Consider the following 13,956-nt stretch of genomic DNA (forward strand, 5'->3'; position numbering starts at 1 on the left):
CGTGCCGCTCGAACTCGTCAACAGCAAAGTCGTGAAATCCGTTCTGGCACCCAATCAGAGCGTGCTCGCGCGTCGTGGATCGATGCTCTACTACACCGGCGACGTACGGTTCGTTCCGCACTCGATGGGCGGTTCGGCCGGAGCCATGCCGGGCATGGGCGGCATGGCGGGGATGGCAGGCCGGATGATGGCAGGCGAGCACGTGGCGATGATGGCCGCCGAGGGTCAGGGTGAGGTCTTCTACGGCCACGCCGGGCTGTACATCGAGGTGATCCATCTCGACGGGTCCTCGATGCTCACCGTCGAAGCCGATCGACTTCTGGTGCACGACGGCTACCTTCAGAGTTCCATCGTGGCCCTGACCTCACAGGGCGGTGTTCGCGGAGCGGTGCGCGGCGCGATGACCGGGCAGGGTTTGTTCACGACCCAACTGACCGGTCAGGGCAGCGTCGCGGTTCTCTCGCACGGTGGCGCGACTCCGCTGCAGGTCGGACCGAATCACCCTCAGGTCGTGGTGGATCCGCAGGCGTACGTCTGCCACATCGGCAACATCAACGTCGACATCTCGGCGAACGTCGGGTGGCGAGACGCCGTCGGCAAGGGCAGCGGTGAGGCGATTCAGCTGAAGATGACCGGTATGGGCACCGTGTGGGTGCAGGCGTCCGAGCAGAAGTTCTGAGGAGCAATCTCATGGGTCTCGACATCCACACCCCGTACACGCTGCCGGTCAACGACAACGTCCCCGGCAACGACTACGCGTTCTGCGTCGAACTGGCAGGCCAGCCGTGGTTCACCTCGAAGGGCGCGATGATCGCGTACTACGGCAACGTTCGCTTCGAGCCGCTCGGGCAGACCTCCATGCCCGCCATCGTCGCCGCACGGTTCTCGTCTCCGCTGTACTCGAACGACTGGGTACTGGCGCAGGGCCAAGGCAAGCTCATCCTCGGCGACCGCGGATTCAACATCAACAGCTACGACCTCGACGACGGCAACCTCACCATCCGGGCGTCGAATCTCCTTGCGTTCGAGCCGACTCTGGATCTCAAGCAGTCCATCGTCCCGGGATTTCTCACTCTGCTCGGAACCGGCAAGTTCCTGGCCTCGTCCAACGGCACCGTCATGTTCGCCGAGCCGCCGCTGCGCATCGACCCGGAAGCGCTTGTGGGATGGGCTGATTGCCCGTCACCGTCGCATCACTTCGACGCCGACTGGATGCAGAACTTCCTCGGCGCGGCGCGTGGATTTCTCGGTGCCAACAGCGGTGAGGAGCGCCAGTTCGACTTCACCGGTGCCGGCACGGTTCTGATCCAATCGAGTGAGAAGGTTCTCGACGATTCACATCTGTTGCGGTACGTCGAGTCGCAGACGGTCTCGCTCGGCCAGAACTCCCTGAGATCTCTGCACAACTCGATCGGAGCACGACTACAGCAGGGCGGCGCGTAGTACCTCGACCACACCGGCAGGGTTGTCGGCCATCATGACGTGCCCGGCATCGGCGACTCGTACGACCTCGACTCCAGCGCTGATCAGTTCGGCCTCCCGACTCGGCGGGCCCGTGCGATCTCCGTACACGAATACCCTCGGGACAGTTGCCGACTCGAGCATGGACCGAATCGTCGGCTCCGGTCCCACACACAGCCCGACCGCAGTGCGGTGAAGGGCGACCGGATCGGCAACGCGCAGGGTGGACGCCCACTCCGGATCGGCGTCGGCGATCAGCTCGGCCACACCGGTGTCGACGAACTCGCTCTCCGACTGCCGGGCGATCTCCACGCTCGCGGTGCCGTCCCACGGCAGCAGATTGGGTTCGAGCACGATCAGTCGGCCCACCAGATCCGGCCTCCGGTACGCGAGCACGGTGGCGATCGATCCACCCAGGCTGTGGCCGACGAGGTCGACCGAGGTCAGATTCCGCTGATCGAGCAGGCCGGCAACGGCAGCAGCATGGTCGTCGAGCGAGTAACCGATGTCGTGCGGACGGTCGCTGAATCCGAACCCGAGCAGATCCGGCAGTACCCGTTCCCTGCCCTCGAGGGCAGTGTCCGCGGCGATCGCCCCGAACGCCGGGACGCCCGCCGAGCCGAGCCCGTGCAGGAACACCATGGCCGGATCGGTGCTGCCCGGCAAGGTGAACGTTCGGACGCTCGGCGGCTGTTCGGGAAAAACGCTCATACTGGAGTATCACCTGAGGAGGTACAGCCATGGCCAACCAAGGACCCTTCGGATTCGGATCCGACGACTTCGACAAGTTCGCCCGTGAGGCAACCGAGGGCCTGCGTGAGGTGGTCGGCTCGCTGTTCGCCTCCGGCACCGGGGCACCCAAAGCTCCGCCGGAGCCCGAAACCACAGGTCAGAAGGGTGACGGAGTCTGGGCGATCTACAGCGTCGACGACGCCGGCTCACCGCAGATCGATCAGCTCTACGCCACCGAACTCGATGCCCTCCGTGCACACAAGGACAACACCGACCCGCGTCGACGCGTCCGATTCCTGCCGTACGGCGTGAGCGTCAGCGTTCTCGAGGACTGAATCGGGTGCATCGGGCCGCGCTAGGCGCGGCTGGCTGCACCGGATTCACGCAGGCTCGACTCCAGCGAAGCCAACGACGCTTCGAGGAACTCGGCTGGTACCGCCGGCAGTCCACCGACATGGGCTCGGACGGCCTCCGGGGTGTCGGTCCAGTCGTAGGTGAGAGTCACCGTCGTTCCTTCGTCCGCCGCCGCCAGGTCGTAGCGCCACCACCACCCGCCATGGTCGACGGACCCATCCTCCCTCCGCGCTCCCGGCAACCACGCGATGGTTCGATCCTGCACGTACGCGATCACCAGGTTGTGCACCACGTAGTGGCCACCCGCAATCTCGTGAAACATATTGACCGCGAAGAGTTGCCCCATTGCCGTGATGCGATCGGCATCCACCGCCGACCGCACCCAGTCGCCCGGTTCGGTGTCCTGATGTCGGTTGGGGTCGGTCAGCACGGCGAAGATCTCGGCGGGGCTCGCGGCCATCGTTCGGCTCACGACAAGACACTCCCGGACGGCGTTCATGCGAGCACCTCGCGCAACGCCCTCGCGAATTCGGCGGGATTCTCACCCGTGAAGGCGGAGTGGTCGCCAGGAAGCACCGCCGCTTCGATGCCGAGGAGTGCCGCGACGGCGTAGGCGGCGCGAGCAGCGATCTCCTCGTTCGATTCCGCACCGACCGCGATGACGACGCGGGTGTTCGCGGCCTTCACAGCGTCGACGTCGGGCACGAAATTCACGACCCCGCCGCGCATGTTCGCCATCAGCGGGTCGGTACGGTGGCCGTCGTCCTCGGTGGGCAACCCGAACTCCGACGGATCGGGCGCAGGGCGCTCGAGGTACTGCGAGTCCAGTTCTCCTCGGTGCATCACCAGTGCGATGAACTGGGCCATCGCCGGTCCGATGCCGGAGGCATCGTAGGTGGCGACGATCCTCGTACACACCGCGTGCAGTGCATCGTGGTCCGGAAGTGCTCCTCCCGCAGGCGGTTCGTGCGCGATCAACGTGCGCAGATCTCTCGGGTAGCGCGCGACCAGGGCAAGTGCGTTGACCGCCCCTCCGCTGGAGGCGAACATATCGACCGGCCCCACTCCCAGGTTCTGCAGAAGGACGTGGAGATCGTCGGCGTGCTGCGCCGGTGTCACCGCCGACGTGGGATCGTCCCGAGTGCTTCGACCGGTGTTGCGCGGGTCGTACGTCACCACCGTTCGATCCTGGAACTGCGCGGCGAGAGCGGCGAAGCCCCCGGCGTCCATCGGCGACCCGATCAACACCAGTGGAACCGAACCGGCAGACAGGTCTCCGTGAACGTCGTAGGTGACGGTTGCCCCGGGAACATCGATTGTGAATGTGTTCATGCAAAGACAGACCACTCCCGGGCCCGAATCTCATCGGTACCGATCGATCACCAACACATCGGGCACGGTGATCGGTTGCGGAACATCCTTGGCTCCCGCCCCGAACGGCATACTGCCTCCGGTCGGCGAGGTGATCGGAAACGGTCAGTCGCTGTACACCAACGGGGACACTCAGCCGGGCACGACGGTTCAGACGATCGCCGATGTTCCGGCGGGCTCGTATGTCGCCCTCGCATCCTGCACGTCCACCGAGGGCGAGACCACAACCGCATGGATCTCCGACTACCCCGGGCTCGACGAATTCTTGACTCCGCTCCCGTGGACCTCGTACAAGGTGCAACAGGAATCCACCGTGGTCACCGTCGAGACCGCCTCGTCGTTCCCCGGCAGCGGCAGCGCGTTCGACTGAGGTCAGCCGAGAAAGGCCTCTACCGCATCCGCGGCCTGGTCGACGCCTCCGTGTGATCGCACCTCCGCACTGATCTCGGCTGCGCGCGAGGTCAATTCGCGCGCGCCCGCGACAGCGCCTGCGAGGCTCGCGGCGGTCACCTTCTCGAATTCGAGGTGTACGCCGACGCCGAGTTCGGCGAGCATCGCCGCGTTGCCGAATTGATCGACCGCCTGCGGGACCGCCACGGTCGGTACGCCGAACCACAGGGCCTCGGTGCACCCACCCATGCCGGCGTGGGTGATGAACACCGTGGCCGAATCGAGCACGGCGAGCTGCGGAAGATGTTCGTGCAGTTCCACATTGGCAGGAATCTCGCCGAGCGCGGCCGGATCGACGCGTCGGCCGATGGAGATCACCACGTGCCAGTCGGTGTCGGCGAAGGTCTCGATACACAGTCGGTAGAAGTCGGGTCGCTCGTTGTAGCCCGTACCGAAGGAGATGTACAGGATCGGTCCTTCGGGCGCGGTCCAGCTGCGGTCGTTCAGGCGTACCGGATCGAGGCACGGTCCGACGAACTGCACCGAGTCGGCCACCCGATCCGCGTTGGGTTGCATCACTCGTGGAGTCAGTGACAGGCAGTGCGTCGGATAGGTGATCCACTCCCAGGGATCGGCGTCGATGTCGTTGTCTCGCAACCACGATGCGTAGGTGTCGCGATACGCAACGCCCGTTGTCGACTCCCGAACAGAAGTCATCGCATCACCGAGATCCGCGACGTATCCGTCCCACGCCACGTAGGTCGGCGAGAGTTGTACGGCCGTCACGCCGTAACGCACGCCGAGTACGGGTGCCGTCATTCCGCCGATGTCGTAGAGGAACAGATCCGGCTGATCGTCGTCGTAGAACGCGGTGAGCACGGGATACGCCGCAATGGCCTCGTCGAGGAAGACCTGCATCGCCGCCGCCGGATCGTCCGGCCACGAGCCCTCTCCGTCGGGAAGTATCGAGGAGAACGGCACCACCTCGACGCCCGCGGGTTCGACCACATGCCGCAGAGAGTCACCGACGGCATAGGTGACGCGATGCCCTCGCCGGACCAGCTCGGCAATCACGGCCAGCGATGGGTAGATGTGACTGGGGGCAGTCGTGCCGATCATGGCGATGTGCATGATTGCCACCGTAGAGCCCACTCGGGGCAGCGAGCTAGTGGATTTCGTTGGCGATCAGATCCAGCAGGCCGGGGAATCGATCGTTGAGCTCCTGGCGTCGCAGCGTCACCTTGCGACTGTTGCCGCGGTCGACCTGGAACACCAGACCCGCTTCGCGCAGCACGCGAAAGTGATGCGTCAGAGTCGATTTCGTGACGCCGAGCTCGAACGACATGCAGGTGCGCTCGGCACCGTCGTCGTCGCCGACGAGTTCGGTGACCACCTTGCGGCGCAGTGGATCCGCCAGTGCAGACATCACTGCACCGAGTTGCATCTCGTCGGGTTCGGGGTGCCCGTTCTCGTCCGCCATCGACGCCACCTTTCGCTAGGTACGACTTGCGTCGTACCTTCAAACCTGTTCTAGTACGAAAGTCATCGTACCTACGTCAGCGCAGGGGGATCCATGAGAGCGGTTCTGCCGGTCGTACTCGCGGCACAGTTCGTCGTACCGATGTCCATCTCGGGCACAGCCATCGCGATCCCGGTGATCGCTGCCGATCTCGGCTCCGACCCGACGCAGCTCCAGTGGGTCGTCAACGGCTTCAACGTCGCGTTCGCGCTGTTCACCGTCGTCTGGGGTGCGGTCTCGGATCGCATCGGACACCGCACGTCGTTTCGCATCGGCGTCGTGCTGACTGCCGTCGCCAGCCTGGTCAGCGCTCTGGCGTCCTCGCTGCTGCTGCTCGACGCCGCGAGGGTCCTCGCCGGCACGGGTGCCGCGGCAGTCCTGGTGGGCTCGACGTCGATTCTCTCGCTCCATTTCCAGGGGACCGAACGAGCAACCGCGTTCGCCCTGTTCGGCACCGTGAACGGACTGGGGTTGGCACTCGGGCCGACCATTTCCGGACTGCTGATCGCCGTGCTCGATTGGCGAGGAGTGTTCGCAGCTCAGGCCCTCGTTCTGCTCGTCGCGGCCGTCGGGACGCTGGCTCTTCCTGCCGTGCGAAGCACATCCACACCATCGAAACTGCCGGATTTCGGCCTGCTGCGAAACCGCCGCTTCCTCGCGCTGTGCCTGGTCCCGGTCGCCGGAGCCATCGGATTCGTCACCCTGCTCACCTACTTGCCCACCGCGCTCGGTGCCGTCGCGTCCCTGACTCCCGGACGAGCCGGACTGCTCATGCTGGCGATGACGATTCCGGTGCTGATCGCCCCGCTGGCGGTCGCCAGGTCCATCGTCGTCTTCGAGGCCGTCACCCCCGACCGTGTGATCCTGACGAGCCTCGGCTTCCTGGTTCTCGGGAATCTCGGCATGTTGGCCCTGCAACCCGGCCTGTCGCTGGCCGCCGTCGTGGTCCCGATGATCGTGTTGGGGCTCGGTTTCGGGCTGCCGATCGGTCTGGTCGACGGCGAAGCGCTTGCGGCAGTTCCGCCGCACAGCAGCGGCACCGCAGCGGGAGTACTCAATCTCTTCCGCATCGGTGGCGAGGCCGTGATGGTCGCCGGCTACGCCTGGCTGCTGGCGATCTTCGTCCGGGACCGGGTGCCCGACGAAGCCGACGCCGAGGCAGCGGCGGCCGGGCGGCAAGGGTTCGCCGACGCCTACGCCCATGCCTTCACCGAAGTGATCGCCCTCGTCGCGGTGGCCGTTGCCGTCACGGCAGCACTGATCATCGCGCTTTCCCGGACGGCCAGATCCGACGTATCGTCGGCGAATGTCCTTTCTGCAGCCGGTGACCCTCACTGACGATCTCGTGACCCTCGAGCCGCTGAGCCACGATCACCTCGAAGGTCTGTGCGACGCCGCGCGCGACGGCGAGCTGTGGAACCTCTGGTACACCAGCGTCCCGAAGCCCGAGGAGATGGCGGCCGAGATCGACCGTCGACTCGGGCTGCTCGACGCGGGCACGATGCTTCCGTTCACACTGCGCCGCAACGACACCGGGCAGATCATCGGAGCGACGACATTCTGCAACGCCGACGCCACCAACCGTCGCGTCGAAATCGGATACACCTGGAATGCCCGCTCCGCGCACGGAACCGGCACCAATCCCGCGAGCAAACTGCTGCTGTTGACGCATGCGTTCGAGGAACTGGGATGCATAGCCGTCGAATTTCGTACCCACTGGATGAACCTGCAATCGCGGACGGCGATCGCGAAACTGGGTGCCAAGCAGGACGGGATTCTGCGCAATCATCAACGCATGTCCGACGGTTCGTTGCGTGACACCGTCGTGTTCTCGATCATCGAATCCGAATGGCCAACCGTCCGCAACGAACTCCGCAGGCGTACCGCACGGTAGGTTGACCCCATGCGTGTGGATGGGCGGGACATTCCCGTAGCGGGGAGCCTGCTTCAGCCGCTGGTGCGAAGAACCAGCGACATCATTCGGGTCGTGTCGGCCTCGGCTCTGCTGGGCGTGGTGATCGCCGGTTCGCTGATCACCAGAAATCAGTGGGATGCGCTCGAGCAATCGGTATCGAACATCGTCGGTGTGCTCAGCCCCGACCAATCCAATGCGGTCTACATCGTCTACGGAGTCGCCATTCTCGCGCTTCCGTTCGGCGTCCTGATCGGACTGGTCGCGGGCCGCAAATGGAAACTGCTCGCCGGGTACGCGGCCGCGGCACTGCTGGCCGCGCTGGCGCTGTCGATCACCGGAACCGGGATCTCCACTCCCACCTGGGACCTCGACGTTCCCGAGCGGCTCGACACGTTCCTCGCGCAGTTCCTCGACGATTCGCGCTGGATCGCGATGTTGGCTGCGGCGCTGACGGTCTCCGGCCCCGGTCTCCCCGCGAAGTGGCGTCGGGCATGGTGGACGCTGTTGCTCGCGTTCGTACCGATCCACCTGGTCGTCTCCACCGTGGTTCCGGCTCGCTCGATGCTCGGACTCGCGGTCGGCTGGCTCGTCGGAGCCGTCATCGTGTTGCTCGTCGGCACACCGGCGCTGGAGGTTCCGCTCGACGCGGCGGTTCGTCTGTTCCACAGCCGCGGTGTCACCGTTCGCAGCTTCACCGTCGTCCGTCCGGCCGGCCCCGGCCCGTTGGTGTTGAACGCGCACACTCCCGACGCCGATGTGGTGGTCGAGTTGTACGGGCAGAATCAGCGCAGCGGTGGTGCCCTGCGCCAGTCCTGGCGGTGGATCACGCTGCGCGGCAGCGAGACTGCGCCGTTGCACGCGTCGATGCGTCGGGCAGTCGAGCATCGCGCCCTGATGGGTCTGGCCATCAAGGGGTTGGGAGCGGCAGGCAGTCACCCGTTGGCGGTGGCAGCGCTCGACAGAGGATGGACCCTGTACGCGCACAGTCTGCCCATCGGTGATCCGGTCGAGGCCGAGCACGACGACGCCACCCTCGGCGCTCTCTGGTCGGCCCTGAACACCCTGCACGAGAATCAGATCTCCCACGGCGACCTGCACCGTGGCGAGCTGAGGATCCACGACGGCAAGGCCCTCTTCTGCGGTTTCGGCCACGCCGAACTGGGTGCGTCGGATTCCCAGATGCAGTCCGACGTCGCGCAGTTGTTGCTCACCACGGCAGACCTCTTCGGTTCTCAGCGCGCCGTCGCCACCGCCGTCGACGTACTCGGCTTCGACACCGTGATCGCGGCCTCGGGTCGATTGACCAAGTCCGCCATCCCGCCTCGTATTCGCCAATCGGTGCGCGACGCCGACAAGACGATGAAGGCGGTTCGGCTCGAGGTCCTCGAACAGACCGGCACCGCCAAGATCGAGGCCGAACAGGTCACCCGATTCAGCCGCAATCAGATCATCTCGCTCGTGTTGTTGATCGGATTGGTCTACGTCGCATATCCGTTCATCAGTGCGGTTCCCGCGTTCGTCACCGAACTCGGTTCGGCCAACTGGTGGTGGGCTCTGCTCGGTCTGTCGGTGTCGGCCCTGACGTACGTCGGTGCCGGAGCCGCGTTGTGGGCGTGCGCACTGGGCAAGGTCAGCTTCTGGAATCTGACGGTGATGCAGGTCGCCAACACGTTTGCGGCAACCACGACTCCCGCGGGTGTCGGCGGACTGGCCCTGAGTGTTCGGTTCCTGCAGAAGGGCGGGCTGGGAACGGTCCGCGCGACGGCTGCCGTGGCGTTGCAGCAGTCCGTCCAGGTGATCACGCACGTGAGCCTGTTGATCTTCTTCAGCGTCGTCGCAGGCACGTCGTCCGGGCTCTCGAACATGGTGCCGGGCAACACCGTGCTGTATCTCCTCGCGGGTGCGGCCTTCGGTGTCGTCGGTACGTTCATGTTCGTACCCAAGCTGCGCCGCTGGCTGAAAGTGGCCGTCCGACCGCAGATCAAAGAGGTCCTCGGTGAACTGGGCGAGCTCGCCCGCGACCCCAAACGCTTCTCGATCATCATCCTCGGCTGCGCGGCGACGACGTTGGGTGCCGCGCTCGCCTTGTGGGCGAGCATCGAGGCCTTCGGCGGCGGCACCACGTTCGTCACGGTCACGGTCGTCACCATGATCGGCGGGACTCTGGCTTCCGCGGCGCCGACGCCGGGCGGTGTGGGTGCCGTGGAGGCAGCGCTCATCGGCGGTCTCGCGGCCTTCGGCGTTCCCGCCTCCATCGCCGTCCCGTCGGTCCTGCTCTATCGCGTCCTGACCTGCTGGTTGCCGGTGTTTCTCGGGTGGCCGACCTTGCGGTGGCTCACCAAGCGAGACATGGTCTGATTGGTCCGATTCGGGGTGCGTGAACACCGCGAGTGCTAGCGTTCATGCAGGTGGGGGGCCTTATTCGACGGAGGGCGTTGCGATTTCCGATCTGGGACAGTTCATACCCACCGCCGAGGAGCGTTGGGTTCGTCTTTTCATCAGCGGAATGACGCTGACGTTCGGACTGGCCGGGGTGCTGATGATCCCGGCGGGGCAGTTCTCCGGTTCGGCCTCGATCGCGGTTCTTCTCGCGTCGGCCACCACGGTGCCCGTGGCCATCGCCTGGTACCTCCGTCCCTGGACATCCCCACGCCTGGCCATGGCCTATATCCTGTACGCCGATGTCGGCATCGTCTCGGTTCTGTTCGCCTTTCGGACTCACTTCGACGCGATGCCGGGTTGCGCGATGTTCGCGATCGTCGCCGCCTTCATCGTCGTCGGAAGTTCCTACCGGATGATGATGCTGCACCTCGCCGTCGCGACCGTCACTCTGCTGACACTCGGTGTCCTGGCCGTACTCGATGGTGCCGATCCGTGGTCGGCTGCGTCCCGCATCGTCACCATCGGTTCCCTGTACGCCGCCCCCTTCATGATCAAGGCCTACATCGGGCAGCTCCGACTCAAGGCCGCACGGGCGCTGCGCGACCCGTTGACCGGCCTGTGGAATCGCCGCGGTCTGCTGGACACCGTGGACACCCTCGGCGTCTCGCCTTCCGAGGCAGGCGACGCCGTGGGGGTGACGGTCCTCGACATCGACCGTTTCAAGCAGATCAACGACAGATTCGGGCACCCCTCGGGCGACGCCGTCCTGATCGAGGTCGCCCGACGCCTGTCCGAGGCCGTGGGCGATCGGTCGGCGGTCGCACGACTGGGCGGCGACGAGTTCGTGGTTGTCCGAGCCGGAACTCGTGAGGAGATCATCCAGTCGGACAACAGGATTCGAGCCGCCCTGGAGGAGACGTTCGACGGACCTCGGTTCACCACCAGCCTCGGATCCGCGGTCGAAGCACTCGACTCGGAGACCAGCATTCACGTCCTTGTCAGACGATTGATCGCACTGGCCGACATAGAGATGTACCGATTCAAGTCGCGAACCTCCGGGAACGCGGCCTCGTCCGATCGTCTTCCCGAAACGAACTCGCACGAGCAGACGCGGATCCGGATCGACGAACTCATCGCATCCGGCGGCCCCGATATCTTCTTTCAGCCCATCTGCGAGACCGTCACCGGATCCGTAGTCGGCTTCGAGGCGCTCTCGCGCTTTCCCTTCGGTGCCGGATCTCCGCTGTCGTGGTACCGCGACGCCACCGAGGCCGGCATCGGCCCCCGCCTCGAACGAGCCGCACTCGACAGGGCGCTCGACGCGATGCACGAGCTGCCGCCGGGATCGTTCGTCTCGCTCAACGCATCGGCCGACACCATCCGGACGACGAACCTGCTCGATCGACTACGTCCGCACCTGGCGTCCCGGACGTTCTATCTCGAGATCACCGAGCACGAGCGTGTCGACGACTACCTCGCGGTCACCCGAGCCATCGACACCCTCCGCGCTGCGGGAGTGCAGATTTCCATCGACGACGTCGGTGCCGGATTCGCCGGTCTACGTCACGTGATCGAACTGCGCCCGGACATCCTCAAAGTGGACTACGCGCTGGTCCACGGAATCGACCGTGATCCCCTGCGGCGAGCGGCCGCGGCCGCGATCATCGACTTGGCCCGGAAGATCGACGCCGCCGTCATCCTGGAAGGCGTCGAGACCGAAGGGGAACTGCAGGTGGCGAACGAACTCGGGGCCGAGATGGTTCAGGGCTTCCTCACCGGCCGACCGGAACCGGCGTCCGCGCACTCCCACCGACGAGTGGCGACGTGACCGAACCTTCCGGGATCAGATCGACGAATCGACGGTGAACTTGGTCAACGACGGCGCTGCGGCGAGCAGCGGCGGCAATTCGACGATCTTGCCCGGACCCGCGCGGAACTCGCGGTACTTCGCATCGGCCTCGACCGACTCCCACGTCTCGTAGGCAATCACGTGCGCCTCGTTCTCCTCGTCGACCCACACCTCGACTCCGAGGCAGCCCTCGAATGCGCGAGTATCGGCGAGTACCGTCCGCAACAACGAACGGGCCTCGGCGACGGACTCGGGCTTGAACGTCAGATCCAACAATGCAATGAGAGCCATGGCCCCAGTCTATGGGTCGTTCCCCAGGCTCCACTCCCGCCCACACTGGTCATCTCAGCCGAAGTGCCAAGTAGAACTCGATTCTGTCCTCCAGCCGCGACAGATCACGACCGGTGAGTTCCTCGATGCGCTGGATGCGATATCGGACGGAATTGACGTGCATGTGCAGCTGTTCGGCACAACGCGTCCAGGCACCGTTGGTGTCGAGGTACACCGACAGTGTCTCGACGAGATCGCTGTTGTGCAGGTCGTCGTAGTCCACCAGGGGAGTCAGCAGCCGCGAGGTGAACATGCGTCGCACGTCACCCGGAACGTTGGCGAGAAGAATTGTCAGCGTTGCCAATTCGTCGTGGCCGACGACGCTGCAGTCCGAGCCACGGCGCTCGGCGAGCCGGCGGGCGTAGCGCGCTTCCTCTATCGCACTTCGGATGTCGGCGGGCGCGGTCGGTGCGCTGACACCGATCGAGGTGCCGCTACCGATCAGTCCGGGCGCCAGCGTGTGGACGGCTCGCCGAACGGAATCGGTTCGGTCGGTTCGCGCCTCCACCAACGCGATGGCCTCGTCGTCGACGATCCCGACCGTGATCTCCAACGGTGCCAACACTTCTCGCAGCAACGGACGTAACTCACCGAGCCGCAACGGCTCGCCGGATGTGGCCACAGCCACTGCAGCGTAGCGTGTTTCGGTGTCGAGTCCGATGACGTCCATCTGGGCGAGGACGTCGGCGGGCGTCGCGCCCCCGACGATCGCGCGCACGAACTCCTGGGCCAGAATTCCCGACCCCGAGAGACGGTCGTCGACGCGACCGCGCTCCACGGCCACGATCGACGCCAGCTGCCCGGCCAGAGACAGCCTCGGTGCATCCCATGTCTGCCAATCGCTTTCGAATGCCACGAACCAATCCACGACCCGCGGTGCAGACTCTCCATCGACAGCGAACACCGACACACGCTGCTCTCGGCAGTACCGCGGCAGCCGCACCGACGTCATGAATTCCTGCGCCACGGCCTCGGTGTCCGGCGGGTTGTCGGATCCGGCGAGTACCCGTCCCGACGCAGTGACCACCCAGCAGTTCATGCCCAGATCGGAGCTGACCATCTCCAGCAGCGGGCCCAGTCCGCCGCCCGGGCCTGCGCTCGCCACGAGGCGTCGATGCCGGTCGAGCACGAGACTCAGGTCCGATGCTCTCGCCGTCGACAGTTGTCGGACGACACTCTCGGTGACCGTGGCGAAAGCGATGTCGGCCGGAACACGAAAGAGCGGTAGCCCGTGTTCGAGGCACGCGTCCACCAGATCGTCGGGTACCACGCCGTCGTCGGATGCCGCGAGCGCTGCGATGCCGGCCTTGGACACCGCCCGCACGAACGTCATCGAGTCCTCGGGGCCCGTCCGCCACATCAGACCGGTCAGCACCAGCTCGCCGCCGCTGAGATAGCGGCTCGGATCGAGCATGTCGGTGGTCACGACCCATCTGATCGTCGGATCGAAGTGCTCGGGAGTGACGATCGGCTGCAGTTCCAGATCGGGGAGATCAGCCAGATCACGCAGCCGCACGGTGAATCGACCTCCTCTTCGTAGGATCCTCCAAAACCTACACTGTGATCGGCGTCATACTTCGTCGTTCCTGTCTCTCGTTCGCATCGCACGCGGCGGCTGTACTGGGTGAACTTGATATGCAGACAGCGAGCGGA

Annotated in this window: 15 protein-coding genes; 8 read left to right on the forward strand and 7 right to left on the reverse strand. The window is 65.3% G+C overall.

The window, feature by feature from the left end; all coding sequences use genetic code 11:
* The first annotated feature begins 1 nt into the window (after nucleotide 1).
* Together NY08_RS16490 and NY08_RS16495 are read left to right on the forward strand one after the other, a co-directional pair.
* Nucleotides 2-679: an AIM24 family protein gene (locus NY08_RS16490; protein ID WP_032396834.1), complete on the forward strand. Its 678-nt coding sequence runs from the start codon at nucleotides 2-4 to the stop codon at nucleotides 677-679.
* 11 nt (nucleotides 680-690) lie between these two features.
* Nucleotides 691-1,443, forward strand: a complete 753-nt coding sequence (locus NY08_RS16495; RefSeq protein ID WP_045197553.1) for an AIM24 family protein — start codon at nucleotides 691-693, stop codon at nucleotides 1,441-1,443.
* Here NY08_RS16495 and NY08_RS16500 read toward each other — a convergent pair.
* Entirely contained in the window at nucleotides 1,423-2,172 is a 750-nt protein-coding gene (locus NY08_RS16500; protein ID WP_045197555.1) for an alpha/beta fold hydrolase, read from the reverse strand. The two genes, NY08_RS16495 and NY08_RS16500, sit on opposite strands and share 21 nt — an antisense overlap.
* Before the next feature lie 29 nt (nucleotides 2,173-2,201).
* Between NY08_RS16500 and NY08_RS16505 the strand changes: the two genes are divergently transcribed.
* Nucleotides 2,202-2,528, forward strand: coding sequence for a hypothetical protein (locus NY08_RS16505; RefSeq protein WP_032396836.1), 327 nt, complete (start codon nucleotides 2,202-2,204; stop codon nucleotides 2,526-2,528).
* Between the two features lie 20 nt (nucleotides 2,529-2,548).
* Here NY08_RS16505 and NY08_RS16510 read toward each other — a convergent pair whose 3' ends face one another.
* Complete coding sequence (locus NY08_RS16510) at nucleotides 2,549-3,046, reverse strand: ATPase (RefSeq protein WP_045197557.1); 498 nt, start codon at nucleotides 3,044-3,046, stop codon at nucleotides 2,549-2,551.
* Nucleotides 3,043-3,879, reverse strand: a complete 837-nt coding sequence (locus NY08_RS16515) for an alpha/beta fold hydrolase (protein WP_045197559.1) — start codon at nucleotides 3,877-3,879, stop codon at nucleotides 3,043-3,045. The genes NY08_RS16510 and NY08_RS16515 overlap by 4 nt, the downstream gene beginning before the upstream one ends.
* On the opposite strand from NY08_RS16515, the gene NY08_RS16520 reads away from it, so the two are divergent.
* Nucleotides 3,878-4,288: a hypothetical protein gene (locus NY08_RS16520; protein ID WP_045197561.1), complete on the forward strand. Its 411-nt coding sequence runs from the start codon at nucleotides 3,878-3,880 to the stop codon at nucleotides 4,286-4,288. The genes NY08_RS16515 and NY08_RS16520 overlap by 2 nt on opposite strands.
* Nucleotides 4,289-4,290: 2 nt before the next feature.
* Here the strand turns inward: NY08_RS16520 and NY08_RS16525 are convergent, their stop codons facing one another.
* Complete coding sequence (locus NY08_RS16525; protein ID WP_045200599.1) at nucleotides 4,291-5,439, reverse strand: macrolide family glycosyltransferase; 1,149 nt, start codon at nucleotides 5,437-5,439, stop codon at nucleotides 4,291-4,293.
* Between the two features lie 34 nt (nucleotides 5,440-5,473).
* The gene (locus NY08_RS16530) at nucleotides 5,474-5,788 is read right to left on the reverse strand and encodes an ArsR/SmtB family transcription factor (protein ID WP_032396840.1); all 315 of its coding nucleotides are present in this window, start codon (nucleotides 5,786-5,788) and stop codon (nucleotides 5,474-5,476) included.
* A gap of 93 nt (nucleotides 5,789-5,881) precedes the next feature.
* On the opposite strand from NY08_RS16530, the gene NY08_RS16535 reads away from it, so the two are divergent.
* The 4 genes from NY08_RS16535 (at nucleotide 5,882) to NY08_RS16550 (ending at nucleotide 11,952) form a co-directional block, all read left to right on the forward strand.
* A complete protein-coding gene (locus tag NY08_RS16535) occupies nucleotides 5,882-7,165 on the forward strand; it encodes an MFS transporter (RefSeq protein ID WP_045197563.1) in 1,284 nt (427 codons plus the stop codon).
* Nucleotides 7,134-7,721, forward strand: coding sequence for a GNAT family N-acetyltransferase (locus NY08_RS16540; protein ID WP_032397303.1), 588 nt, complete (start codon nucleotides 7,134-7,136; stop codon nucleotides 7,719-7,721). Before NY08_RS16535 ends, NY08_RS16540 begins: the two co-directional genes overlap by 32 nt.
* A 9-nt stretch (nucleotides 7,722-7,730) precedes the next feature.
* Entirely contained in the window at nucleotides 7,731-10,100 is a 2,370-nt protein-coding gene (locus NY08_RS16545) for a lysylphosphatidylglycerol synthase transmembrane domain-containing protein (protein ID WP_045197565.1), read from the forward strand.
* A 148-nt stretch (nucleotides 10,101-10,248) separates the two neighbouring features.
* A complete protein-coding gene (locus NY08_RS16550) occupies nucleotides 10,249-11,952 on the forward strand; it encodes an EAL domain-containing protein (RefSeq protein ID WP_045197567.1) in 1,704 nt (567 codons plus the stop codon).
* Nucleotides 11,953-11,967: 15 nt separating this feature from the next.
* Here the strand turns inward: NY08_RS16550 and NY08_RS16555 are convergent, their stop codons facing one another.
* On the reverse strand, nucleotides 11,968-12,264 hold the full coding sequence (locus NY08_RS16555) for a putative quinol monooxygenase (RefSeq protein WP_032396844.1): 297 nt from the start codon (nucleotides 12,262-12,264) through the stop codon (nucleotides 11,968-11,970).
* Nucleotides 12,265-12,313: 49 nt separating this feature from the next.
* Nucleotides 12,314-13,819, reverse strand: coding sequence for a PucR family transcriptional regulator (locus NY08_RS16560; RefSeq protein ID WP_045197569.1), 1,506 nt, complete (start codon nucleotides 13,817-13,819; stop codon nucleotides 12,314-12,316).
* Nucleotides 13,820-13,956 lie beyond the last annotated feature (137 nt).

The sequence above is a fragment of the Rhodococcus sp. B7740 genome (assembly GCF_000954115.1).
GTDB lineage: Bacteria > Actinomycetota > Actinomycetes > Mycobacteriales > Mycobacteriaceae > Rhodococcoides.